General features: G+C 61.3%; 14 protein-coding genes. 6 read left to right on the forward strand and 8 right to left on the reverse strand.

The genetic code is table 11. The features are described from left to right. Positions 1-3: 3 nt before the first annotated feature. The 4 genes from AC0GUR_RS05920 (at position 4) to AC0GUR_RS05935 (ending at position 8810) form a co-directional block, all read left to right on the forward strand. A complete protein-coding gene (locus tag AC0GUR_RS05920) occupies positions 4-3111 on the forward strand; it encodes an efflux RND transporter permease subunit (protein WP_472876545.1) in 3108 nt (1035 codons plus the stop codon). Next, positions 3108-6413, forward strand: coding sequence for an efflux RND transporter permease subunit (locus tag AC0GUR_RS05925; protein ID WP_472876546.1), 3306 nt, complete (start codon positions 3108-3110; stop codon positions 6411-6413). Before AC0GUR_RS05920 ends, AC0GUR_RS05925 begins: the two co-directional genes overlap by 4 nt. Then, a complete protein-coding gene (locus tag AC0GUR_RS05930; protein WP_472876547.1) occupies positions 6410-7867 on the forward strand; it encodes an efflux transporter outer membrane subunit in 1458 nt (485 codons plus the stop codon). The genes AC0GUR_RS05925 and AC0GUR_RS05930 overlap by 4 nt, the downstream gene beginning before the upstream one ends. A gap of 64 nt (positions 7868-7931) precedes the next feature. Continuing rightward, on the forward strand, positions 7932-8810 hold the full coding sequence (locus AC0GUR_RS05935) for an aldo/keto reductase (protein ID WP_472876548.1): 879 nt from the start codon (positions 7932-7934) through the stop codon (positions 8808-8810). A gap of 144 nt (positions 8811-8954) precedes the next feature. On the opposite strand, the gene AC0GUR_RS05940 is transcribed toward AC0GUR_RS05935, so the two are convergent. From AC0GUR_RS05940 to AC0GUR_RS05970, 7 genes are all read right to left on the reverse strand, one after another. Next, the gene (locus AC0GUR_RS05940; RefSeq protein ID WP_472876549.1) at positions 8955-9884 is read right to left on the reverse strand and encodes a 5'-nucleotidase; all 930 of its coding nucleotides are present in this window, start codon (positions 9882-9884) and stop codon (positions 8955-8957) included. A gap of 117 nt (positions 9885-10001) precedes the next feature. Further along, positions 10002-10763, reverse strand: coding sequence for an NAD kinase (locus tag AC0GUR_RS05945; protein WP_472876550.1), 762 nt, complete (start codon positions 10761-10763; stop codon positions 10002-10004). A gap of 861 nt (positions 10764-11624) precedes the next feature. Continuing rightward, a complete protein-coding gene (locus AC0GUR_RS05950) occupies positions 11625-11927 on the reverse strand; it encodes a hypothetical protein (protein ID WP_472876551.1) in 303 nt (100 codons plus the stop codon). A 7-nt stretch (positions 11928-11934) separates the two neighbouring features. Then, on the reverse strand, positions 11935-12705 hold the full coding sequence (locus AC0GUR_RS05955; RefSeq protein WP_472876552.1) for a peptidoglycan recognition protein family protein: 771 nt from the start codon (positions 12703-12705) through the stop codon (positions 11935-11937). 2 nt (positions 12706-12707) lie between these two features. After that, a complete protein-coding gene (locus AC0GUR_RS05960; RefSeq protein ID WP_472876553.1) occupies positions 12708-13304 on the reverse strand; it encodes a PAAR domain-containing protein in 597 nt (198 codons plus the stop codon). Further along, positions 13294-13644 carry a hypothetical protein gene (locus AC0GUR_RS05965; protein ID WP_472876554.1) on the reverse strand — a complete coding sequence of 117 codons (351 nt, stop codon included), beginning with the start codon at positions 13642-13644 and terminating at the stop codon, positions 13294-13296. The genes AC0GUR_RS05960 and AC0GUR_RS05965 overlap by 11 nt, the downstream gene beginning before the upstream one ends. Positions 13645-13871: 227 nt before the next feature. Further along, positions 13872-18806 (reverse strand): NAD-glutamate dehydrogenase, encoded by a 4935-nt coding sequence (locus AC0GUR_RS05970; RefSeq protein WP_472876555.1) that lies wholly within the window; start codon positions 18804-18806, stop codon positions 13872-13874. An 830-nt stretch (positions 18807-19636) separates the two neighbouring features. Between AC0GUR_RS05970 and AC0GUR_RS05975 the strand changes: the two genes are divergently transcribed. Continuing rightward, positions 19637-20857: an efflux RND transporter periplasmic adaptor subunit gene (locus AC0GUR_RS05975; RefSeq protein ID WP_472876556.1), complete on the forward strand. Its 1221-nt coding sequence runs from the start codon at positions 19637-19639 to the stop codon at positions 20855-20857. A gap of 14 nt (positions 20858-20871) precedes the next feature. Further along, positions 20872-24114: an efflux RND transporter permease subunit gene (locus AC0GUR_RS05980; protein ID WP_472876557.1), complete on the forward strand. Its 3243-nt coding sequence runs from the start codon at positions 20872-20874 to the stop codon at positions 24112-24114. A gap of 161 nt (positions 24115-24275) precedes the next feature. On the opposite strand, the gene AC0GUR_RS05985 is transcribed toward AC0GUR_RS05980, so the two are convergent. Continuing rightward, positions 24276-25217 carry a GGDEF domain-containing protein gene (locus AC0GUR_RS05985; protein WP_472876558.1) on the reverse strand — a complete coding sequence of 314 codons (942 nt, stop codon included), beginning with the start codon at positions 25215-25217 and terminating at the stop codon, positions 24276-24278. Positions 25218-25241: the final 24 nt, after the last annotated feature.

Raw genomic sequence — 25241 nt, forward strand, 5'->3', positions numbered from 1 at the left:
CGCATGAACATCTCGCGCCTGTTCGTACTCAGGCCGGTGGCTACCTCGCTGCTGATGATCGCCCTTGTGATGGTGGGCCTCGTCGCGATGCGTTTCCTGCCCGTGTCGTCCTTGCCCAATGTCGATTACCCGACCATCCAGGTGCAGACCTTCTATCCCGGCGCCAGCCCCACGGTCATGGCCACCACCGTGACCGCGCCATTGGAAGTACAGCTGGGCCAGATTCCCGGCATGCAGCAGATGACCTCCAACAGCTCGGCGGGTGCATCGATCATCACCTTGCAGTTCGATCTGGCGCTAAACCTCGATGTGGCCGAACAGAACGTGCAGGAAGCCATCAACGCTGCCAACAGCTTGCTGCCTACAGGCCTGCCCGCACCGCCGACCTACGCCAAGGTCAATCCAGCTGATCAACCCATTCTCACGCTGGCGGTCACATCGGCGTCGATGTCGTTGCCGCAATTGCAGGACATTGCCAACAACCGCCTCGGCGCCAAGATTTCCCAAGTGCCGGGCGTGGGCCTGGTGACGCCAGCGGGTGGCAATGTACCGGCCATTCGCATCGAGGCTGATCCTAAGAAGCTCGCCGGTTACGGCATCAATATCGACGACCTGCGTTCGTTGATCGCCAACGTCAATGTCAGTCAGCCCAAAGGAAACTTCGACGGGCCGGAGTTGAACTACACCATCAACGGCAACGACCAGATCCAGGACCCGCAGGATTACCTCGATACGGTGATTGCCTACCAAAACGGCGCGCCCGTATTCATGCGCGACGTGGCCCGCGTCAGCCAGTCCGCGCAAAACACCGAACAGGGCGCGTGGTACGACAAGACCCAGGCCATCGTGCTCAACGTGCAGCGTCAGCCCGGTGCCAACGTCATCGCCACCGTCAACCAGATCATGAAGGTGCTGCCGCAACTGGAATCGACCTTGCCGGCGGGTATGAACGTGCAAGTGGTGTCGGACAGTACCGGTGTGATCCGCGCTTCCGTGTCCGATGCAGCCTTTGAACTGGTGCTGGCCGTGGTGCTGGTGGTGCTGGTGATTTTCGTCTTTCTTCGCAACGTGCCGGCCACGGTGATTCCCAGCATTTCCGTGCCCGTTTCCCTGATCGGAACGCTGGCATTGATGTATCAGCTCAACTACTCGATCGACAACCTGTCTCTGATGGCGCTGATCATCGCTACGGGCTTCGTGGTGGACGACTCCATCGTGATGATCGAGAACATCGTGCGTTATCTGGAAGAAGGCCGAACGCCGTTGGAAGCAGCGCTGGAAGGCTCGGGACAGATCGGCTTCACCATTGTTTCGCTCACCGTATCGCTGATCGCCGTGCTGATCCCGCTGCTGTTTATGGGCGGCGTGATCGGGCGACTCTTCAGCGAGTTTGCGGTGACACTGGCCGTAACCATCGTGCTGTCTGCCGTGGTGTCGCTGACCTTAGTGCCGATGCTGTGTGCACGACTGTTGCGTGCGCAGGCCGATCGTCATCCGAGCCGGTTCGAGCTCATCAGCGAGCGCCTCTTCAACAAGACGCTGGAGGCGTACAAACGCGGTCTGACGTTTGTGATGGCCCGGCAGACGGCCACCCTGCTGACCTTCGTGGCCACGCTGGCGCTCACCTTCATCTTGTACGTGATCATCCCCAAGGGTCTATTCCCGGTGCAGGACGTCGGCGTGCTCCAGGGCATCAGCATCGCGGACAACTCGGTGTCCTACGCCGCCATGGAGAGTCGGCAGGCCGCGCTGGCGGAAGTGATCCTCAAGGACCCGGATGTCATCAGCCTTACCTCTTACGTTGGCATCGACGGCACCAACACCACGCTCAACAACGGGCGCTTCCTCATCAACCTGACGCCGCGCGACGAGCGCTCGCTGACAGCCGCGGAAATCGCCAGGCGCGTGCAGGGCGAGGTGGCCAAGATACCGGGTATCAAGCTGTATCTGCAGCCTGAGCAGGATCTGACATTGGATACGCGCATATCCCCCAACCAGTACCAGTTCGTATTGCGTGGACCGAATCAGCAGGCGTTTCAGCAGTACGTGCCTGAGCTGATCACGCGCATGAAGCAGATCAGCTCGATCACCGATGTCACCAGTGATCTGGACAACAATGGCCTCGCGGTGGATATCGAGGTCAACCGCCAGCTGGCTGCTCGCTACGGCATCACGCCCGCCACCATCGACAACGCGCTGTACGACACGATGGGCCAGCGCATTGTCTCAACCATCTTCGAGCAGGCCAGCCAATACCGGGTGATTCTGGTCGCCAAGCCGGAGAGCTTGCCCACGGTGGAATCGCTGGGCGATCTCTATCTGCCCAGCCAGACCAGCGGCAGTGGTCAGGTGCCGCTCAAAGGCATCGCGGCCATCCACATCACCAAGTCGCCGCTGGTCATCAGCCATCTCGCCCAGTTCCCGGCCGTCACCATTTCTTTCAACCTGACCAAGGACGCCTCGCTCAGCAAGGCGGTGAGCGAGGTCAACCGGGTGGAACAGGCCATGCGCCTGCCCTCTTCCATCACCTCGTCATTCCAGGGCGCAGCGCAGGCATTCCAGGACTCGCTTGCCAGCGAGGTGTATCTGTTGATCGCCGCGCTGGTCGCCGTCTATATCGTATTGGGTGTGCTGTATGAGAGTTTCATCCACCCGTTGACGATACTTTCCACTCTGCCCTCAGCAGGTATCGGCGCTTTGCTATCGCTGATGATTGCCGGCAGCGACCTGGACGTGATCGGCATCATCGGCATCGTGCTGTTGATTGGCATCGTCAAGAAGAACGCGATCATGATCGTGGACTTTGCGCTCGAAGCCGAGCGGCAACATGGCAAGGCACCGGACGAAGCGATCTTCGAAGCATCGCTGCTGCGCTTCCGCCCCATCCTCATGACCACGCTGGCTGCCATGCTTGGTGCGCTACCCATGCTGCTCGGCAGCGGCACCGGGTCTGAACTGCGCCGACCTTTAGGCCTGGCCATCATCGGCGGCCTGGCTCTGAGCCAGGTCCTCACGTTGTTCACCACGCCGGTGATCTATCTGTTCTTTGATCGTCTGGCGCAGCGTTTCCAGCGCAAGCCCGCTGCCCCGGCCAGCGAGGGTGCGTCATGAGCATCCCCGGCTTCTTCATCCAGCGACCGGTGGCGACCACCTTGCTGGCCTGCGCCATTCTGCTGTCCGGCATCCTGGCTTACTTCCACTTGCCTGTCGCGCCACTGCCCAACATCACCTTCCCGGTGATTGTGGTTCAGGCGAACATGGCGGGAGCCAGTCCGGAGATCATGGCGTCGACCGTCGCCGAACCATTGGAGCGGCGCCTTGGCACGATTGCCGACGTCACCGAACTCACCTCGCAGAGTTCAGTGGGTGCGTCGAGCATCGTTGTGCAGTTCGGACTGAACCGGGATATCAACGGTGCAGCGCGCGACGTGCAGGCGGCCATTCAGGCGTCGCGCGCGGATCTCCCCACCACCTTGCGTAACAACCCGACGTATCGCGAGTACAACCCCGCGGATTCGCCGATCATGGTGCTGGCGCTGACCTCCGATACGCTGACTCGCGCCCAGCTCTACGACTCCGCTGATTCGGTGATTCAGCAGCAGCTGTCGCAAGTCAGCGGCGTGGGACAGATTACGCTCGGCGGCAGTGCGCTGCCGTCGGTTCGCGTGGAGCTGGAGCCCGACCAGCTCAGCAGCTATGGCATTGGCCTGGAAGACGTGCGTGCCGCCATCAGCTCGGCGAACGCCAACAGTGTGAAGGGCCACATCGATGAACACGGCCAGCGCTACGAAGTGCTTTCCAACGATCAGATCAGCAAAGCCGCGCCCTATCGCGACCTGGTGATCGCGTATCGTGACGGTGCACCCGTGATGCTGCGCGACGTGGCTCAAGTTGTGGACTCGGCCGAAAATATTCGCAACGCCGGCCTCTACAACGGCCAGGATGCCGTGCTAGTGATCGTGTTTCCCTTGCCCGGCAGCAATATCGTCAATACCGTGGCGCAGATACGCAAAAGTCTGCCCGGCATCGAGGCCACCCTGCCGCGCAATGTCCATATCGGTATCGCGGTGGATCGCTCGCAATCGGTCAATGCCGCCGTCAACGACACCGAGCGCACGCTGGTCCTCGCGGTGCTGCTGGTGATCGGCGTGGTCTACATTTTCCTGCAGTCACCGCGGGCGATTCTCGTACCAGCAGTGGCATTGCCGCTGTCGATCATCGGCACGTTCGGGCCGATGTATCTGATGGGCTACAGCATCGACAACCTGTCACTGATGGCGCTGACCATCGGCACCGGTTTCGTGGTGGATGACGCGGTGGTGGTGCTGGAGAACATCGTGCGCCACGTCGAAACCGGCATGGATGTGCGCGAGGCGGCCATGGTCGGCAGCGCGGAAGTCAGCTTTACCGTCATCTCCATGAGCCTCTCGCTGATCGCGGTGTTTCTGCCCATCCTGTTGATGCCTGGCATCATCGGCCTGCTTTTCCACGAGCTCGCGGTCACGCTGTCGGTGGCGATCCTGCTGTCGTTGGTCATCTCGCTGACGGTCACGCCGACCATGGCGGCCTACGTACTCCGTCGTGACAGCTTGCACTCCAAAGCCCGTTGGGCCCTCTGGTACGAACGTCAGTTCGATCGGTTCAGGAACGCCTATTCGCGCTCGCTCACAGCCGTGCTTGATCACGCCCTGCTGGTCGGGCTGACCTTGATTGGCCTGATCGTGCTCAACGTGTTTCTGATCAGGCTGGTGCCGTCCACTTTCTTCCCCGAGCAGGACAACGGCATCCTGATTGGGCAGATCATTGCCGACCAGGCCATCTCGTTTCAGGCCATGCAGAAGAAGCTTGCCCAGTTGCAGGCGATCGTGCAGAAAGACCCAGCCGTGGCATCGGTGGCCGGCTTTACCGGCGGCCGTGCACTCAACACGGCCAACGTTTATATCGAACTGAAACCGCTGGCGAAGCGAAAGCTGTCAGCGGCGCAAGTGGTCGACCGGTTGCGCCCCCAGCTCAATGCCGTGTCAGGGGCCAAGCTATTTCTGCAGGCCGCACAGGATCTGCATATCGGCGGCAGGCAGTCCGCCGCGGAGTACCAGTACACCTTAACCAGCGACGATGCCGACGCGCTGTTCAAATGGATACCGCAACTGGTCAGCGCATTGGGCAAATACCGCGATCAGTTGACCGACGTGAATTCCGACCTGCAGCAGAACGGCCTGCAGATTTACGTGAACATCGATCGCCCCACGGCAGCACGCTACAGCTTTGCACCCAACCAGATCGACAGCGTGCTTTACGATGCGTTTGGCCAACGCACCGTATCCACCGTCTACAACCCACTCAACCAGTATTACGTGGTGATGGAGGTGGCGCCCCAATACTGGCAATTCCCGCAGATGCTTGACCGTATCCACTTCAGCACCGCGGCGGGCAACCCCACCGGCACCCAGCAGACGCAGATGTCGAAGGCCCTGGTCAAAGGCGTGGTCGAGGTGTCCGCCGTAAGCACGGAAGGAGGTCCGGCATCCAACACCAATTCACGCAATGCCGACGCTCAATCCAACTTCCTCACCAATGCCATTTCCAACGCACGAGGTGGCAGCTCCAGCGGCAGCGCGGATAGTACGGCGGCGGAAACCATGGTGCCGTTCCCGGCGTTGGCCTCGTACATCAGCAACCACACCGCGACCCAGGTCAGCCATCAAGGCGGGCTGGTCGCTGGCACCATTTCGTTCAACCTACCGCCGGGCGGTTCATTGAGTGATGCGCTTGCCGCCATCAACCAGGCCGCGCTGGAGCTCGGCATGCCAGCCTCCATCCACGGCGCCACCGCGGGCGCAGCACAGGTCTACGCCCAATCGATGTCGACCATGCCCTTGCTGATACTGGCGGCGCTTGCAGCCGTCTATATCGTGCTCGGCATTCTTTATGAACACACGGTCCACCCCATCACCATACTTTCGACGCTGCCGTCGGCGGGCATCGGCGCCACGCTGGCCCTGCTGATCTTCGGCACACCGTTCTCGGTGATTGCCCTGATCGGCATCATTCTGCTGATCGGCATCGTCAAGAAAAACGCGATCATGATGATCGACGTAGCCATCCATCTCCGTCGCGACGAAGGCATGGCGCCACAGGACGCCATCCATCAGGCCGCCATCGTGCGTCTGCGCCCCATCATGATGACGACCGCAGCGGCCGTGCTGGGTGCGGTGCCACTTGCGGTGGGTTTTGGGCAGGGCGCCTCGCTGCGCCAGCCGCTGGGCATCACCGTGATGGGTGGACTGATCTTGAGTCAGGTCTTCACGCTATACACCACGCCCGTGATCTATCTCTACCTCGATCGCGTGGGCGTCAGGCTCTCGCGCTGGTCGCAGGGCTTGCCGTGGAATCGTTCGGAGGCAGGCGCATGAACACGAACACGCCGCTCAGGTTACTGACGTTCTCCATCTCGCTGCTGCTTGGCGGCTGCATGGTCGGACCGGACTACCATCGGCCCGACGCCAGCGTGCCGGTGGAATACAAGGAGCTTCCCGGCTGGACACAGGCAGCGCCCGCAGCGGAAGCGCCCAAGGGTGATTGGTGGATCGTGTTCAACGACCCCCTGCTCAATCAGCTGGAACCCATGGTGGCGGTGTCCAACCAGACGGTGCGCCAAAGCTACGCAAACTATGAGGCGGCACTGGCCGATGTGCAGGTGGCGCGCAGCAGCCTGTTTCCCACCATCGGCCTCGGTGCGTCGGTCAGCAAGCAGCGCAGTGCAGCCGGCAGTGCTGGCAGCGGCGTCGAACATCTTCGCCCCATCAGTACCGCTGGCTCGCTGGAAGGCAGCGTGAGTTGGGCTCCGGACCTTTGGGGCAAGGTGCGCCGCACCGTTGAGGAAGGCAAGGCAAACGCCGAGGCCAGTGAAGCTACGCTGGCCAATGCCACGCTGTTGGAGCAAACCACCTTGGCCACCGCGGTGATCGCGTTGCGCGTCGCCGATGCCAATATCGACCTGCTGCAGAAAACGGTGAAGGCGTACGAGGAATTTCTGCGCGTGGTGGCCAATAAAGACGCGGCCGGCACCGTGCCGCCTTCGGATGTGATCACGGCGCGCACACAACTGGAAAACGCGCAGTCCAGCCTGATTGCACTGGGCGTCGCGCGTGCGCAGTACGTTCATGCCATCGCGGTACTGGTTGGCAAAAATCCGGAGGAGCTGGACATCCCCCACAGCACGTCGCTACCTGACTTGCCGGGCGTACCGACTGGCGTGCCTTCCACCTTGCTGCAACGCCGCCCGGATATCACCGTAGCCGAACGCGAGATGGCGGCACAGAACGCCGCGATAGGCGTCGCCATCGCCGCCTATTACCCCACCCTGTCACTTTCCGCTGCAGACGGCTTTGCGCAATCCCCCTTGGCGGGGCTGCTGCGCATCGCGAACCATGTGTGGTCGTTGGGTGCGGATGTGAGCGAAACGATCTTCGATGCAGGCGCCAGGCATGGCCAGGTGAATGTTGCGAGGGCAAATTACGAAGCGGCCGTCGCCAATTATCGCGGCACCGTACTCAATGCGTTCAAGAACGTGGAGGACGATCTCTCGAACCTCCGTATCCTGTCTCAGCAGGCCGACGTGCTGGATTCCGCCGTGCGCAACGCCACCCGCGGCTCGGAAATCGCCTTCAACGAATACCAGGCCGGCACCGTCGACTACACCACGGTGGCCGCGGCGCAGGTGACCCAGCTGAGCACCGAAGAAAGCGCCCTGAACGTCAAGCAGCAGCGCCTGCTTGATACGGTGTCGCTGATTGGCGACCTGGGCGGTGGTTGGTCGGTGGCGCAGCTGAGCGATACGACATCTGCACCACCCAAGACACAGTAATGTCCGCTGGCATCCATGGGCACCGCTTGGCACACTGCCTATCCCTCCGGTGCCCAGCCCTGCCATGTCCTCCACCACGTTTGCGCTCTCCCCCATCGTCGCCGGACTCTGGCGTATCACCAGCTGGAACCTGAGCGTGGCCGAGCGCGTGCGCTGGATCGAGCAGGCGCTGGCGCTTGGCATCACATCCTTCGATCACGCGGATATCTACGGCAACTACCAGGCCGAGGGCGAGTTTGGCGAGGCACTGAAGGCTGCGCCGGAGCTGCGCCAGCGCATGCAGCTGATCACCAAGTGCGGCATCCGCCTGCGCTCCGAGCGGCTGCCCTATCGCATCAACTACTACGACAGCTCCGCTGGTTATGTGCGCGCCCAGGTCGAGCAGTCGCTGCGAAACCTGCACACCGAACAGCTCGACCTGATGCTGATCCACCGCCCCGACTATCTGATGGATGCCGCCGAGCTCGCAGACACCTTCGCCACGCTGACGCGCGAAGGCAAAGTGGCGCGTTGGGGCGTTTCAAACCACAGCGCCAGCCAGTTTGCCCTGTTGCACCAGCACCACCCACTGCTGACCAACCAGCTCGAACTGTCGTCGCTACAGATGGATGCACTGGATGACGGCACGCTGGATCAGGCACAGCAGCTGGGTACGCGCCCCATGATCTGGTCACCGCTGGCAGGCGGACGCCTGTTTACCGGCGAGGATGAACAGGCGCAACGCGTGCGTGCTGAAATGACTGCCATCGCCCAACGCTACGGCATCAGCCTCACCACCCTGGCCTTTGCATGGGTGCTGCGCCATCCCTCGCGCCCCTATCCCATCACCGGCACAGGGCGCATCGAAGGGCTGCGTGACGCCGTCGCCGCTCTGGAAGTTACCCTCGATGCCCAAGACTGGTACGCGATCTGGACAGCGAGCAAGGGCCACTCCGTGCCCTGAGCGGCATTGCATTCTGTAGGAGCGCACTTGTGCGCGACCGCAGCGCCACGATGTACCACTCCGTATGTCCTCGCGCCGTCAGATGCCGTGAGATCAACGCGCTGCACCTGTCGCGCACAAGTGCGCTCCTACAATAGGAACGGGTCAGCGGTTACTCACGCCATGCGGCACATGGCCGGTTGCGACATGCTTGCGCGCCGACTCGACGTTGGCCGGTGAGTCATCGAAGAAGATGTCCGCGCCGAACGCATCGAGGAATGGTCCCTTGTCGCGCCCGCCAAGGAACAGCGCCTCGTCGATACGCACACCCCAGCGGCGCAGGGTAAGGATCACGCGCTTGTGCGCCGGCGCCGAACGCGCCGTGACCAGCGCCGTACGGATCGGCGAATCCTCGGCGGGAAACGCCGCCTGCAGTCGATGCAGGGCGGAGAGAAAGCCACGGAACGGCCCCACCGACAACGGTTCGTCGGCAAGCTCACGCTCGCTCCGATGGAACGCTTCCAACCCTTCTTCACGCGAAACGCGCTCGCCTTCGTCGCCAAAGATCACCGCGTCACCATCGAAGGCGATACGCAGCTGTTCGGTAGCGCGCGGCGGCGCGACCGACGGCAGGATAGTGGCTGCCGCTACACCAGCGGCCAGTGCACGGCCCACGTCTTCAGCGTTGGCGGAAAGGAACAGATCCGCCTTGAACGGCCCGATATAGTCCGAAGTAGGTGCGCCACTGGTGAATGCAGCGCGACTGATCTCCAGCCCGTAATGCTGGATGGCGTTGAAGATGCGCAGCCCCGTGTCGCCTGAATTGCGCGACAGCAGTATCACCTCAACCGGCGGCTTGTCGCCCGCCAGCTTGTTCAGGTCCAGCAGTTTCTGCACCAGCGGAAATGCCACGCCCGGCTTAAGGATGTCGTCCTCATGCGCGATCTGGAATGAGCGATAGGCATCCAACCCTTCGCGCTCGAACAGCTCATGGCTGTCACCCAGATCAAACAAGGCACGCGAGGAGATGGCTACCACCAACCGGTTGTCCGTGGTGGAGGAAGGATCGTGGAAGTCGCTGGGGGAGCGGTTCATGGCGTTCAATTTAGCGCAAAAGGCGAGAAGTGAGTGAAGAGGAGTGAGAAGTGAGAAAAGGCCGGCAAACTCCAGCTCTTCTCTCACTTCTCACTCCTGCTTTCTCACTCCTGCCCCTCAGTCTTGCGCAAACTGCTCATCCAGAATGCGCTGTTCGAGGTTGTGCTCAGGGTCAAACAACAGACGCACGCCCTGCCCGGCGGACTGGCGGATTTCCACCTCGCGGATATCGCGCACTTCGTGATAGTCGGCCGTGGCGCTGACTGGCCGCTTGCCCGGATCGAGCACACGCAAGGTGACCAGCGTACGGTGCGGAAGAATGGCGCCACGCCAGCGGCGCGGCCGGAACGGGCTGATCGGCGTCAGCGCCAGCACATTGGCGTCCAGCGGCAGGATCGGACCGTGTGCGGACAGGTTGTAAGCAGTAGAGCCGGCCGGCGTGGAAACGAGGATGCCGTCACACACCAAGGTGGTCAGCTTTACGGTCTCGTTGAGCTTCACTTCCAGATGCGCCGCCTGGTTGCTCTGGCGCAGCAGTGACACTTCGTTGAACGCCAAAGCGTGATGCACTTCGCCGGCTGCATCGACCGTGCGCATCTCCAGCGGGTACAGCACGGCGGCGTGAGCCCGTGAAATGCGATCGTCGAGACCATCCAGCCGATGCTTGTTCATCAGAAAACCGACGCGACCCAGCTTCATGCCATACACCGGTGCAGGCAGGGCGCGATAGGCATGCAGCGTGCGCAGCATGAAGCCATCGCCGCCTAGTGCGACGATGACATCGGCCTGTTCGGGCGGTACGTCGCCATAGCGATCGATGAACTTGCGTCGGGCCTGCTGGGCAACATTGGTCTCGCTGGCAACAAAGGCGAAGCGCATGGGTCGTGGTCATCGGCCGGCCGGGAGGTTCCTTGAGCATAGCAGCCCTTGCCGGCGGCTAGGCCAGTCAGCCTAGCGTCGCGCCAGACGGTCGGCCAGCCATAGCCGTTCTGTCAGATTTTCCGGGCGGAAGCTGGCAGATAGCGTGCCGTTTGATGCGTCCGGCCCTTGGATTCGGGCTACGAGAAAATTCCACTTCTGACGTCAGCTAATTTGCGGGGGCATTACCCCTAGACTCTATCGTGCTTCGATGTTCGTCTCGTAGCTAGCCAATGCTTTAACCACATCGAGACGATCTCGATACTTCTTGCGAAGCACATCGAGATCCCTATCGGTACCTTTACAAGCACTATTGATCTTAGATATTTCGCTCTCGTACGGATGGTCGGGGAGTTCCCCGCGAAGATGATCACAGATATTCCGCTTTTCAATAAAGGAAAGCACATCGTCCGGCAATCCGCGATCACCACAAGCTGATGCAGACGCAATTACGGCGACCCAGAGAAATACCACTCGCCTCATGTCAGTGGCCATCCTTCGCCAAACACCACCAATACACTGCACCTTCCACGAATATTACAGGCTAACGATCAATACCAGCCTAGTTAAAGTTCACATCTAGGGAGCGCCCCGATTGTTCCGCCTCCCACTCATACCAACCTCCTCGACTGCCAGAAAATATGGCTCGAAGATGTCTACAATAGGCTGGTCGGTTCAGTTTGATGAAGTATGTCCAGCCACTTCCCACTTCATGGTCCCCATAGAGGTACTCGGCACCAACAAAGAGCCGGTAAGCCAGACCCATGGCGATTATCAAACTGGCATAAAGCAGCCATTTCATGGGCCTGATGCTCATCATCGTCAAATATCACGCTCGTGCATCCTTGCGTAGCACATCACGATGTCTTTTATGCCAAAGCGAATTACGCAGAAGTCTTTGAGCTCCACTCTTTCTTCCGGGGTTAGGTCTCCGTAAGACTCAATGTCGAGCAGACGCTGAGCCGGGTTATGAAATTCGTATTGCCAGGTCGGCCGGCGCTTTATAAACATTGACCAAGTTGATCCGACCTCGTGATCACCGACCAATAATTCTGTGCCCACAAATAGGCGGAAGCCAAGGAACAACAACAAGATTACGCATAGCCGAGCCACCCAGTTCTTCATACATTACTCAATCATGCTTCTGTGGCGGACTTACCCCGAGCTCTCTACGGAGCTGATCAGCAACAATCAGGCCGTAGCCCCCTGGGCATGCGCGACTAGTACCCCTCGTGTGAGCAAACTCCCTATGGCCGCCGAGTTCTTTGATATGAAAAAAGTCCGCTAGGGTTCTAACCAATGCAGATGCAGCGTCAAGTTGACGTTCTGTCGGCTCGTCATGATCAATCGAGAATTCGTCCTTTGTTACACCCGCCCACTCTCGGACGGCGGGTCGAAATCCTCTCTTTTTGGCAACATTCAAGATTCCAGGCCCAAACTTTCCAGCTTCGCCGCGCACACTAAAATCAGCCAGGAAAACTATTCCGATCACGCCAGTATTGCGATCCTCAATGTGCGCGCCTTTGTATCGGATATCCAATGCCTCATAAATCACGCCCTGGCAGTCGATAGCGTAGTGATAGCTCACCTGGCCAAAGGTGCCCATATCAATCGCCTCTGCTTCGCGCATTTGCTCGGCACCGTCTGCTGAGCAACTGAAACTATTGCCTGCATGGTGGATGGCAATGCCCCAGTAGTCCCAGTCCTGCCAGGGGCTGATAGCAGGGGACTTTGCCTTCCAATCCGAGCGAGTCTTGACGGTGAATTTCTCATCGCGCAGCGCATCAATGATGGCCTGTCGAACCGCCGCACGATTGTTCACCGTAATCTCGATGGCATCATCCTTACTGCTGCCAATCTCAGTGGTCGCGGTAGTCCAATGTCGAATAACGTAATCGGCCATACTTATACTCCTCCATTTGCTTGTAACGGGCGTTTGGGCGAAGCAAATGAAACATGCAAGTTGATGACGCAACGACTCGTCGCGCTTATCACGGCGTATCCATCATTGTTTGTCATACCGTTGCGTCGAATGCCATCGATTTCTGCGATAAATGGGCGATCAGGTAGCGGATCGCCACTCGAACCATCACGAATGAGGAACCATCGGGCGTATTGGGCGCTTGCACCCGTGGATCGGTTCGCAGCGACATCCAAGGGGGCTGTTGCATCTTGAGCCGGCGCACTGGAAGCAGCTCGGGCTAGCGCCGTGGAGGTAGGCACATAGTCCTTGATCCATGCCCGATCCGCACAAGAACTGATGGCGTAGCACCCACAGCTGAGCCTGTGGCCCTGCAAGACGATGCCCTTTCCGTGATAGGAGCGTGATACGCACCCTTCGGTGAAGAACTGGATACCGCCGTGTTTTTTGCAGGTTGCCTGATCGCCTATCAACACAACAGGGCGACCAAATATATGCATGTTCGTTCCGCTGGCGCTGATTACCTTGCCGCCGCCCGTCGTTTCGTCACCCAACCGAATGGGCCCGCCCTCAATCGCCATGCTTGTCATCCGCAAGGGCGAATACGGTGGTGCTTCCGTCAGCAAGCCCGGCCCAATACAGGTAACCCTGGCCTGCCTCAACAATGAAGCTGCCGTTACTTAGCACGCTACCTAGCGCAGCAATCGCTCTATCACTTTCGGTGAATTCATCGAGCCCTGTGATGATGGTGACCTCTCCATCTACCGGGTCAATCAGCTTGTCTCCGACACGGGCGGCCCTTTTCCCATCGACCTGAAACGTGCTGGTGGTGCCACTAATTTCTAAGACAGCACCCGTGTTAGTTCGTGTGCCGACAACGGCAATGGGAAGTACGCGCTTGAGAGTACGGTCCGAAGTCATGAAGCCATTCCTCGCCTTTCGGTAGTGGAATCTACTTTCTAGCTGCGGCGATCTCTTAGGCCAATCGGATTTCACCTCGACAACAATGGAGGTTTTTCCGATACATCAGCCGTAGACAGTCGGGTCACGATGCATTGGCTACTCAAGAAGTGACCCATGACACACATAAAAGAAAGAGGGGCGGTGCAAAGCACCGCCCCTCTTCGTTTCGTAGCGAACGCAGTGGATTACTGGTTCACCGGCACCTGTGCAAGCTGGGCCAGACGACGGACGGCGACCGAAGCGATCGGGTAGTCCGCGTTCTGCGTGAGGATTTCCGCCAGCATGTTGCGCGTGTACTTGAGCGTGGCGTCGTCACGCTGCAGCCACGCCTGCACCGGCGAGATGTCCTTCGATGCACCCGTGAGCGAGAGCACCTGCAGGGCCAGCGCACGATGCTGGTGGTTGAGCTCGTCCAGCAGCGAACCGCGGGCCTGCGCATGCCATGCACCTTCCACCGGCAGCGCCTCGATCTGACTGCGAAGCCACTCGAGATCGAGCGACTCACCCAGTTCGTAGAACACGCCCGCCACCTTGGCAATCGGCTGACCGCTCTGCTGTGCCACTTCGACAATGTCGAGCATGGCGCGCAGTTCGGGGATGCGAGCCAGACGCAGGGCCAGCTCCGACGAAATGCCCAGGCCTACCCACTTCTCCTGGCTGGTGTCGAAATCCGCCTTGCCGGTTTCGGTGAGTGCATTCGGCAACGCCGCATGCAGTTGGCTGACGCCCGCCTGGTAACGCTCGACATTGGCATTGATGTCCAGCGTGCCGCCCGGGCGGTTGAGCAACCATCGCGTCATGTGACGCAGCAGCGACCAGATCTGCAGGATCGCGTCGATCTGCGTGCTCTCAGCCACCTTGCTGTCCAGCGTTTCGATCTGCGACCACAGCTCGCGAGCGCCCATGATTTCACGCGCCGCCGTATAGGCCTTGGCGATAGCCGCCGGGCCCTGTCCGGTATCTTCCTGCATGCGCATCATGAAGGTAGCGCCCATGCGGTTGATGGTGGAGTTGGTCACGGCCGTTGCGATGATTTCGCGCTTCAGGCGATGACGCTGCATGTGATCGGCATACTTGTCGTGCAGCGGCTCGGGGAAGTAGCGCACCAGCTCCTTCGACAGGTAGGTGTCTTCCGGCACGTCCGACTCGAGCAGCTGCTGGTACAGCTTGATCTTGTCGTACGACAGCAGCACCGAGAGTTCCGGACGCGTCATGCCGATGCCGCGCGTCTTGCGCTCGGTCAGCTCCGCTTCGCTCGGCAGGTTTTCCACCTGACGATCGAGCAGGCCTTCGGATTCCAGCATGCGGATGAAGTGCGCCATCGAACCGATGCGCTGCACCGACTGGTGCTCCATCAAGGTGATGGCCTGGTTCTGGCGGTAGTTGTCCCACAGCACCAGCTGGCCGACTTCGTCGGTCATGCTGGCCAGCAGGGTGTTGCGCTGTTCCAGCGTGAGCTCGCTGCGCTGCACGGCATCGCCGAGCAGGATCTTGATGTTCACCTCGTGGTCGGAGGTGTCCACACCGGCGGAGTTGTCGATGAAGTCGGTGTTGAGTAGCACGCCGTGCTGGGCAGCCTCGATGCGGCCCTTCTGGGTGAAGCCCAGGTTGCCGCCCTCGCCCACCACCTTGGCGCGCAGTTCGCCGCCGTCGACGCGCAAGCCGTTATTGGCGCGGTCGCCCACGTCGGCATGCGATTCACTGCTGGCCTTCACGTAGGTACCAATGCCGCCGTTCCACAGCAGATCCACCGGCGCCTTGAGGATGGCGCTCAGCAGGTCGTTCGGCGCCATCTGCGTCACTTCAGGCTTGAGGCCCAACGCGGCGCGCACTTCCGGCGACACCGGAATGGACTTGAGCGAGCGCGGATACACGCCGCCACCAGCGGAGATCAGCGACTTGTCGTAATCATCCCAGCTCGAACGCGGCACCTTGAACATGCGCTCGCGCTCCACGAACGTGCGCGCCGCATCCGGATTCGGATCAAGGAAGATGTGGCGATGGTCGAACGCGGCCACCAGGCGGATGTGCTTGGACAACAGCATGCCGTTGCCGAACACGTCGCCGGACATGTCGCCGATGCCCACGCAGGTGAAGTCCTGCGTCTGGCTGTCGCGGCCCAGCGCGCGGAAGTGGCGCTTGACCGATTCCCACGCGCCCTTGGCGGTGATGCCCATGCCCTTGTGGTCGTAACCGTTCGAGCCGCCCGAGGCGAAGGCGTCGCCCAGCCAGAAGCCGTGCTCGATGGAGATGGCATTGGCGATGTCGGAGAAGGTGGCGGTGCCCTTGTCGGCAGCCACCACCAGGTACGGATCGTCATTGTCATGGCGCACCACATCATGCGGCGGCACCACCTTGCCCTCGACGAGGTTGTCGGTGATGTCCAGCAGGCCGCTGATGAACATGCGGTAGCAGGCAATACCTTCGGCCAGCTGCGCGTCACGGTCGCCGTTCACCGGCGGGCGCTTGACGAAGAAGCCGCCCTTCGAGCCCACCGGCACGATCACGGTGTTCTTCACCATCTGCGCCTTGACCAGGCCCAGTACCTCGGTGCGGAAGTCTTCGCGTCGGTCGGACCAGCGCAGGCCACCACGCGCCACTGAGCCGAAGCGCAGGTGGATGCCTTCCACGCGCGGCGCACTGACGAAGATTTCGCGGTGCGGCACCGGCTTCGGCAGATCCGGCACGCGATGCGAGTCGAACTTGTAGCTGATGTAGCTGCGGTAAGCGTCGTTCCACTGCTGGAAGAAGCTGGTGCGCAGGGTGCCGCGAATCAGCGCCACGAAGCTGCGCAGGATGCGGTCGTCGTCCAGGCTGGAGACAGTTTCCAGCAGCGAGCCGATGGCCTCTTCCACCACCGTGATCTGCTCGGCGCGCGGCTTGGACAACGCAGCCACCAGGCCATCAATGAGGCCCGGATGCGCGGTGCGGATGGATTCCGGAATCAGCGCCTGCATCTCACCACGCAACGCCGCACCCGCCTTGCTCAGCTCGTCGGCCGAGAGCGCTTCACGGCGCGGATCGAACTTGGCGAGGAACAGTTCCACCAGCAGGCCGGCAATGGCCGGATAGCGGTTGAACGCGTCTTCCATATAGCTCTGCGAGAACGCCACGCCAGTCTGCAGCAGGTACTTGCAGTAGCCACGCAGCATGGCGATCTGACGCCAGCTCAGCTTGGCACCCAGCACGAGGCGGTTGAAGCCGTCGTTCTCGGCATTGCCGCGCCAGATCTGCTCGAAAGCGTCCTCGAACAGCGAGCCCACCTGCTCCACGCTGAATGTGAGGCTGCCGACGGTGCGCACTTCGAAGTCCTGGATGTACAACTTGCTGCCGTCGACATTGATGTCGTACAGGTGCTCGGTGAGCACGCGCAGGCCAAGGTTTTCCAGCTGCGGCAGCACTTCGGACAGGGCGATGTCGCCGCCACTGCGATAGATCTTGAAGCGCAGCTCTTCCGGGCGAGCGGCCGGGTGATAGAACGACATGCGCACGGCATCGTCGCCCTTCAACAGCGACAGCTGGTACACGTCATCGGCAGCCGCCACTGGGGCAACGTCTTCCACGTAGCCGGCCGGCATGGCCTTGCCGTAGCGGTTGGCCAGCACGACGCCATCGTGGTCACCCAGCTTGGCCACCAGCGCGTCGCGCAGGTCGTCCTGCCAGTTGCGCACGATGGTCGCCACGCCCTTCTCGAGTTCGGCGACGTTGTACTGCAGCTGGTCGCCGATTTTCGGACGCACCACCACATACAAGCGCACCAGCGAGGCCTCGGCCATCAGTACGGACGAGTCCAGATGCTCGCCGCGCATGGCATTGCTCAGCATGGCCTCAATGCGCTCACGCACCGTGGTGTTGAAACGATCACGCGGCACGTAGACCAGGCAGGTCACGAAACGGCCATAGCGGTCGCGGCGCACGAACAAGCGCGTGCGCGCACGCTGGCGCAGTTCCAGCGTACCCATCGCGTTGCTGTAGAGCTCTTCGTCGCTGCTCTGGAACAGCTCGTCGCGCGGCAGCGTTTCAAGAATGTGGCGCAGCGACTTGCCCGAGTGCGAATCGCGCTTCAGGCCGGACTGGTTCATCACATACTCGTACTTCTGGCGCACCAGCGGCACGTCCTGCGGACGCGACATGTAGGCGTTCGAAGTGAACAGGCCCAGGAAGCGCTGCTCGGCCACCGGCTTGCCGTTGGCGTCAAACTTGAGCACGCCGATGTAATCCATGTAGCCCGAACGATGCGCATGCGAGCGCGCGTTGGTCTTGGTCAGGATGATGGCGTCGGTGGAACCGGACTGCGGCAGGTCGTGCGCGACCAGCGAGCGCAGCGAACGCGGCGCCAGCGAACGCTCGCTGCGATGCAGGATGCCCATGCCGGAGGTTTCATCAGCGCGCAGCACTTCCTCGCCATCGGCCTCGGTCACGACGTATTCGCGATAACCGAGGAAGGTGAAGTTGTCGTCAGCAAGCCAGTGCAGGAATGCCGAGGCTTCCTTCACCGCTGCGGCGTCGATCGGCAGCTGGCGCGTCGGCAGGTCAGCTGCGATCGCCAGCGCCTTATCGCGCATTTTGGCCCAGTCGCTGACGGCGACGCGCACGTCTTCCAGGGCGCCTTCGAGCTTGGTCTTGAGCGCGGCCTGTTCGGCCTCGCCCGCCACGCGATCCACTTCAAAGTGCATCACCGACTCGGGCTGTGCGTCTTCCGCACCGAGCTTGAGCAGCTTGCCGGCGGCGTCGCGCGTTACGTTGACCACCGGGTGGATCACGCCATGAATCTGCAGCTTTTCCGACGCGACCATGGTGACGGTGTCCACCAGGAACGGCATGTCGTCGGTGACGACCTGGATGTAGCTACGGCCGGCGTGGCCCGATGCCGGGTTCACCACGCGCACCGAAGCGCGGCCCGGCTGACGCTGCTGCAAGAAGTTCAGCAGGTCACCGATAAGCGCAGCCCACTCGGCTGCGGTGTGCAATTCCAGATCGCCTTCGGCAATGCGCGCAAAGAAGGCGCTGATAAAAAATTGCGCCTCATCAAGGCGCGCCGTGGAAAATCCGCTTTGCTTCAGTTCTTCGAAAACAACAGTGGGGAATGAGCTGTTGCTAGCCGCACGAATCGCGTTCATGGCATCTACTGTTTTGGGGAGACGGAATGAGGCTAAAAAAGCCTTAAAAGCATACCCCTCGCGTGTGGGCTTATCCACCTGTTTAAAGGCACGACTTCAGCTGGCGGCAGGTCATGACGCCTGTGCAGCAAATTATTCCTCGTGCTTTCTGTGCGGATCACCCGCTTACCGCTGATGCCATGCATGCAAAAGCGCGAGCACAAAATACTTGTAGCCCTCGCATGTTGCCCGCCGCTTACCGTCTTGGCTCTGGGATTAATCGCGCGCCAATACCTTGGCGTATGTCATGACAGTGACAGGCTTAAAGCGCTGCATCGCAGCACGTAGAAAATCAGCAAGCCTTTGTCACAGCATTATGTGAGGGATGGCCGTCTCCCTTTTGGAAGACTTGCTCTCATCGCCGGCTTGCGTGCAACCCGAACCATCGGCACAGGACCGCCGCGAGGCTGGCTGGCAAGATCCAGGCATTAGTCGCGGTTCCCCCTGGCATCGACACCCTTCCTTCACGGAGTTGGGCCAAAATCAGTGACTCACGGACATATGACGGAGCATGGCCACCGCAATGGAAGTCCCTCGACGCACTCCCTGGGGCTCGATTTATCGTCTCTGGGCCACGGAGATGGCTCTACAAATTTTAAACTGTACGGTATAGTCCAAGCTTGACTGCTTTGTACAAGCGATCGCTAGCCGGGCCCTGCAACGTCCCAACCCTTTCCCCAAGGGCCGGGGCTGCAGGGTTGTCGTGCGCTTGGAGCAAGTCCGAATTCGCCGCCGGCCGTCGTGGCCTCGGCACCCTGCATCCCTGACCACTTATAAGAAATGGAGTCCACATGAAGTCCACGTCATTGCGCACGCCACTGTTGTGCCTTGGCCTGCTCTCTCTGGCCGCCTGTGGCAAAGGCAAGGAACAAGGGCCACCTCAGATGCCGCCGCCGGAAGTCGGCGTGGTCAAGGCGCAGCCCCAGAGCGTGCCCCTGACCAAGGACCTGGTCGGCCGCGTCTCCGCTTTCCGCAGCGCCGATGTGCGTGCCCGCGTATCCGGCGTACTGATGAAGCGTGTGTACCAGGAAGGTACCGACGTGAAGCAGGGCCAGGTGCTGTTTGAGATCGACCCGGCCGTGTACCAGGCTGCGCTCAACTCCAACCAGGCCAACCTGGCCGCGGCGCAAGCCACCTATGTGAACTTCCACAAGACGGCCGAGCGCTTCCGCCAGCTGCGTCCGCAGAACTTCGTTTCACAGTCCGATCTTGACGGTGCCGAAGCCAACGAGCGTTCCAGTGCCGCCTCGGTGAGGCAGGCACAGGCTGCCGTGGAAAATGCGCGCATCAACCTGGGCTATACCCGCGTGACCGCGCCCATCGCCGGTCGCGCCGGCCAGCAGCAGGTCACCGAGGGCGCCATCGTCGGCGCCAGCAACGCCGATACCGGCTCCACCTCGACCCTGCTGACCACGGTCGACCAGCTGGATCCGCTGTATGTGAACTTCACCGTCAGCTCGGCTGATCTGGACCGTCTGCGCAGCGCCCAGAAGGCGGGCAATGTTTCGCTCTCACAGCAGGACCAGACCACGGTCAAGATCACCCTGCCCGACGGCAGCAAGTTCGACCAGGCCGGTACGCTGGATTTCTCGGGCGCCACCGTCGACCCGACCACCGGTGCCGTGAACCTGCGTGCACAGCTGCCCAACCCGACGCACCGCTTGTTGCCAGGCATGTATGTGACGCTCACCGCCAACCTGGGTGAACGCCACAACGTGTTCCTGATTCCGCAGCAAGGCGTTTCGCGCGATGTCTCTGGCGCTTACACGCTGGTCGTTGGCCAGGACGGCAATGTCGCTCGCAAGCCCGTTACCGCCGAGAACTTCAATGAAGGCAACTGGGTGGTGACTGACGGCCTCACCAGCGGTGATCAGGTGATCGTCTCGGGCCTGCAGGCCGTGCAGCCGGGCAAGCCCGCCAAGGCATCGCCGTGGCAGCCGGACCAGCAGAAGCCCGGCGCCCCGGGGCAACCCGCCGCAGGTAACGCCAAGTCCGCGGCCGGCGCGCACTAAGGGAGTCGACCAACATGCCGAGTTTCTTTATTGACCGCCCCATTTTTGCTTGGGTGGTCGCCATTCTCATCACCCTGGTCGGCACCATCGCAGTGCTGAACATGGGTATTGAGTCGTACCCCAACATTGCACCGCCACAGGTGGTGGTGTCCGCCACCTACCCTGGCGCCAACGCCGATACCGTGGAGAAAACCGTCACCCAGGTGATTGAGCAGCAGCTCACCGGTATCGACCACCTGCTGTACTTCAGCTCGTCGTCCAACTCCAATGGCTCGGCGTCCATCACCCTTACCTTCGAAACCGGCACCAACGCGGATATCGCGCAGGTGCAGGTGCAGAACAAGGTACAGCTGGCGCAGCCGCGACTGCCTCCTGCCGTGACCCAGCAGGGCGTGGTGGTGGCCAAGAACAATCCGGACTTCCTGATGTTCGTGTCGCTGGTGTCCACCAACCCAGCCATCGATGGCAATCGTCTGGCTGACATCATCGCGTCGCAGGTGTCCGATCAGGTCGGCCGCATTCCTGGCGTGGGCAGCACCTTTCTGGTCGGTTCCGAATACGCGGTACGTATCTGGCTGAACCCGGACAAGTTGCAGGGTTATGGTCTCTCCGCCAGCGGTGTGTTTACCTCGGTGGCCCAGCAGAACGTGCAGTTCGCTGCCGGCTCGATCGGTGCCGACCCCTCGCCTCGCGAGCAGGGTTTCACAGCAACGGTGTCGGCGGAAGGTCGTTTCTCCACGCCGGAAGAGTTCGGCAACATCATCCTGCGCGCCAATAGCGACGGCACGGTGGTGAAGCTGAGCGACGTGGCACGCGTCACCTTCGGCCCGCAGAGCTACGGCCTGGCCTCGACCTGGAACGGTCAGCAGGTGGGTGGTCTCGGCGTGCAGCTGTTGCCGGGCGCCAACGCGCTGGACGTGGCTGATGCGGTCAAGGCCAAGATGAACGAGCTCTCCAGGGACTTCCCCGAGGGCGTCACCTGGTTTGCGCCGTACGACACCACTCCGTTCGTGAAAATCTCGATCGAGGAAGTGGTGCACACCCTGGTGGAGGCCATCATCCTGGTCTTCCTGGTGATGCTGATCTTCCTGCAGAACTTCCGCGCCACCATCATCCCGACCCTGGTGATTCCAGTAGCCCTGCTCGGTACCTTCATCGGTCTGGTCGCACTGGGCTTCACCATCAACCAGCTGACCTTGTTCGGCATGGTGCTGGCCATCGGTATCGTGGTGGACGACGCGATCGTGGTGATCGAAAACGTCGAACGCATCATGACCGAGGAAAACCTGTCGCCGAAGGATGCCACGCGTAAAGCGATGGGCCAGATCACCGGCGCCGTGGTGGCTATCACGGTGGTGCTGGCTGCAGTGTTTGTGCCTTCGGCCTTGCAGCCGGGCGCATCGGGTGTGATCTACAAGCAGTTTGCGCTGACCATCGCGGTGTCGATGGGCTTCTCGGCGTTCCTCGCGCTGTCGTTCACGCCGGCGCTGTGCGCCACCATCCTCAAGCCGACGCACGAGCACAAGAAGAACGCGCTGTATCGTGGCTTCAACCGTCTGTTCGACTGGGTGACGCACACCTATAGCGGCCATATCGGCAGCGCGGCGCGTCATGCTCCGCGTTGGATGCTGGTGTTTGCCCTGGTAACGGCGTTGGCGGGTTTCCTCTACACCAAGCTGCCCACCAGCTTCGTGCCGAGCGAAGACCAGGGCTTTGCCCTGGCCATCGTCAACCTGCCGCCGGGTGCCACGCTGCATCGCACGCAGGAAGTGATGGCGGAGATGCGTGAGCGCCTCAACAAGAGCCCGCTCAATGACGACATCGTCGGCGTCTACCAGATCAGCGGCTTCAGCTTCATTGGTAACAGTGAAAGCACGGGCATGGCGTTCATCAAGCTCAAGGACTGGAAGGAGCGCAAGATCACCGCAGATGAGCTGATCATGCAGGCGAATGGCGTACTGCACGGCATTCGCGATGCGCAGATCTTCGTGGTGAACCTGCCCACCATCCGTGGCCTCAGCCAGTTCGGCGGTATCGACATGTACCTGCAGGCTCGCGCCGGTCAGTCGCATGGTGAGCTGATGCAAGCCATGTTCACTGCGGTCACCAAGGCCAAGGACAACCACGCGCTGTACGGTGTGCGACCGAACTCGCTGGCTGACGCACCGCAGTGGGATCTGAAAGTGGACCGCGTGCAGGCACAGGCCATGGGCCTCTCCGTCGGTGACGTCTACACCGCCATCCAGCTCGCGCTGGCGCCGGTGTACGTCAATGACTTTGTCTACGGTGGCCGCGTGAAACGCGTCTTCCTGCAGGCGGATCAGGCCTACCGCATGGGCCCGGATGCACTGAACCACCTGTACTCGCCGAGCAGCCTGGCCAAGGGCTCCAACAGCGCTTCCAACGTCAACCCGTACAACATGATCCCGCTCTCCAGCGTGGTGAAGACCCAGTGGGATACGGGCTCCCCTGCCCGCACCCGCTACAACGGCTACGCGGCGGTGGAAATCGTGGGTTCTGAAGCGCCGGGTTACTCCACCGGCCAGGCCATGCAGGCATTGCAGGGCATCGTCGAGAACGATCTGCCGAAGGGCTTCGGTGCCGACTGGACCGGCCAGTCGTACCAGGAAATCCTGGCGGGTAACTCCGCGACGCTGTTGCTGGTGCTGTCGATCGTGATCGTGTTCCTGTGCCTTGCGGCCTTGTACGAGAGCTGGTCGATTCCGGTCGCCGTGCTGCTGGTGGTTCCGCTGGGTCTGTTGGGCACCGTGGTGTTCTCAATGCTCCGCGGCCTGCCGAACGATATGTACTTCAAGATCGGCCTGATCACCGTGATCGGTCTGGCGGCGAAGAACGCGATCCTGATCGTGGAATTCGCGGTGGAACAGCAGCAGCAAGGCCATTCGCTGTTCAGCGCGGTAGTCACCGCGTCCCGCCAGCGACTGCGCCCGATCCTGATGACATCCTTTGCGTTCATCCTCGGTGTGTTCCCGCTGGCCATCTCCACGGGTGCTGGTGCCAACTCCCGTCACTCCATCGGTACGGGCGTCATCGGCGGCATGATGTTCGCCACGTTCCTGGGTCTGCTGCTGATCCCGGTGTTCTACGTGACGGTGCGTCGTGCGCTCGGCGACAAGCTGGACGAGGCATCGCACACCATTCGCCAAGGTCACGGCGGTGGTTCGTCCGACAACCCGCCGGAGGGTGGTTCGCCCGGCATGCAGCCGTTCGATTCGGACCCGCGCCGCGGCGCCTGATTCGAGTCACCGTTGCAGTAGAAGAAAAGCCCCGGTCGCAAGACCGGGGCTTTTTCTTTCGTCGCGCGCTTCCTGCGTCGATGCCGATGCTGCACGTGATGGGATGCGTGTTACGGCCCACTCAGTTCACGGTGGATCGCTGGCTGCTCCGGCGCGACCGCTCACAGCTCGCCGCTGGCCGTCGTATTCCGCCCCCGCACCTTGGCGGAATAAAGTCTGCGATCGACCAATTCGAGGAACGCCTGCCGTTCGTCCCCCGGCATAGGCACGACCGTGCCCGCGCCGACGCTGAGGGTGAGCGCCATGCCGGCCATCGAGCGCTCGTGGGGAATCCACTGGGCACGAATCAGCTCGTGACAACGCTCGGCCACCTGCATGGCGGTTCCCGCATCGGTATCGGGCATCACCAGCACGAATTCTTCGCCGCCAAAGCGGGCAAGGAAATCGCGAGGGCCACGCACGGCCTGCTCCAGCGTTTTGGCCACCACCTTCAGGCAGTAATCGCCCTGCACGTGGCCATAGTGGTCGTTGTACTGCTTGAAGTAGTCGATATCGAGCATGAGCATCGACAACGGTCGCCCGCTGCGACGGGCGTTGTCCCACTCTTCCCCGAACACGGCGTCGAAACGGCGGCGATTGGCGACACCCGTAAGCCCGTCCTTGAATGACAGTGCTTCCAGTTCCCGCTGCAACTCGACCAGGCGCTGCTCGGTGCGCTTGCGCTCGCTGATGTCGAACATGAAGCCGACCAGCGCATCTACGCTGCCGTCGTCCTTGCGCACGACGTGCACGACATCGCGAATCCACACGTAGTTGCCGTCTTTGCACAGCGCGCGGTAGTCGGCCTCGTGGTCTACGCCGGCCTTGGATTGAGCCACGCAGAAGTTCACTGCCCAGTCTCGGTCCTCCGGATGGATGCGGTCAGCCCAGTCCTGCACGCTGACCCAGCTTTCGGGCGCCCAGCCAAGCAGCTCTTCGATCTGCGGCCCGATGTAAGAGAACGACAGACTGTCCCACTGGATGCGCCAGGGAATGGCCTTGGTGGATTCAAGTAGCGTCTTGTAGACCGCTCCTTCTTCTACGGCGACGTCGACTTCGGTCATGGGCGGCTTGCTCGATGCGCGGAG

The sequence above is a fragment of the Dyella sp. PARNA 12/25 genome (assembly GCF_055702865.1).

Coding starts and splice junctions, on each gene's coding strand:
- AC0GUR_RS05920 (WP_472876545.1), top strand. CDS start 4: ATGAACATCTCGCGCCTGTTCGTACTCAGGCCGGTGGCTACCTCGCTG.
- AC0GUR_RS05925 (WP_472876546.1), top strand. CDS start 3,108: ATGAGCATCCCCGGCTTCTTCATCCAGCGACCGGTGGCGACCACCTTG.
- AC0GUR_RS05930 (WP_472876547.1), top strand. CDS start 6,410: ATGAACACGAACACGCCGCTCAGGTTACTGACGTTCTCCATCTCGCTG.
- AC0GUR_RS05935 (WP_472876548.1), top strand. CDS start 7,932: ATGTCCTCCACCACGTTTGCGCTCTCCCCCATCGTCGCCGGACTCTGG.
- AC0GUR_RS05940 (WP_472876549.1), bottom strand. CDS start 9,884: ATGAACCGCTCCCCCAGCGACTTCCACGATCCTTCCTCCACCACGGAC.
- AC0GUR_RS05945 (WP_472876550.1), bottom strand. CDS start 10,763: ATGCGCTTCGCCTTTGTTGCCAGCGAGACCAATGTTGCCCAGCAGGCC.
- AC0GUR_RS05950 (WP_472876551.1), bottom strand. CDS start 11,927: ATGAAGAACTGGGTGGCTCGGCTATGCGTAATCTTGTTGTTGTTCCTT.
- AC0GUR_RS05955 (WP_472876552.1), bottom strand. CDS start 12,705: ATGGCCGATTACGTTATTCGACATTGGACTACCGCGACCACTGAGATT.
- AC0GUR_RS05960 (WP_472876553.1), bottom strand. CDS start 13,304: ATGGCGATTGAGGGCGGGCCCATTCGGTTGGGTGACGAAACGACGGGC.
- AC0GUR_RS05965 (WP_472876554.1), bottom strand. CDS start 13,644: ATGACTTCGGACCGTACTCTCAAGCGCGTACTTCCCATTGCCGTTGTC.
- AC0GUR_RS05970 (WP_472876555.1), bottom strand. CDS start 18,806: ATGAACGCGATTCGTGCGGCTAGCAACAGCTCATTCCCCACTGTTGTT.
- AC0GUR_RS05975 (WP_472876556.1), top strand. CDS start 19,637: ATGAAGTCCACGTCATTGCGCACGCCACTGTTGTGCCTTGGCCTGCTC.
- AC0GUR_RS05980 (WP_472876557.1), top strand. CDS start 20,872: ATGCCGAGTTTCTTTATTGACCGCCCCATTTTTGCTTGGGTGGTCGCC.
- AC0GUR_RS05985 (WP_472876558.1), bottom strand. CDS start 25,217: ATGACCGAAGTCGACGTCGCCGTAGAAGAAGGAGCGGTCTACAAGACG.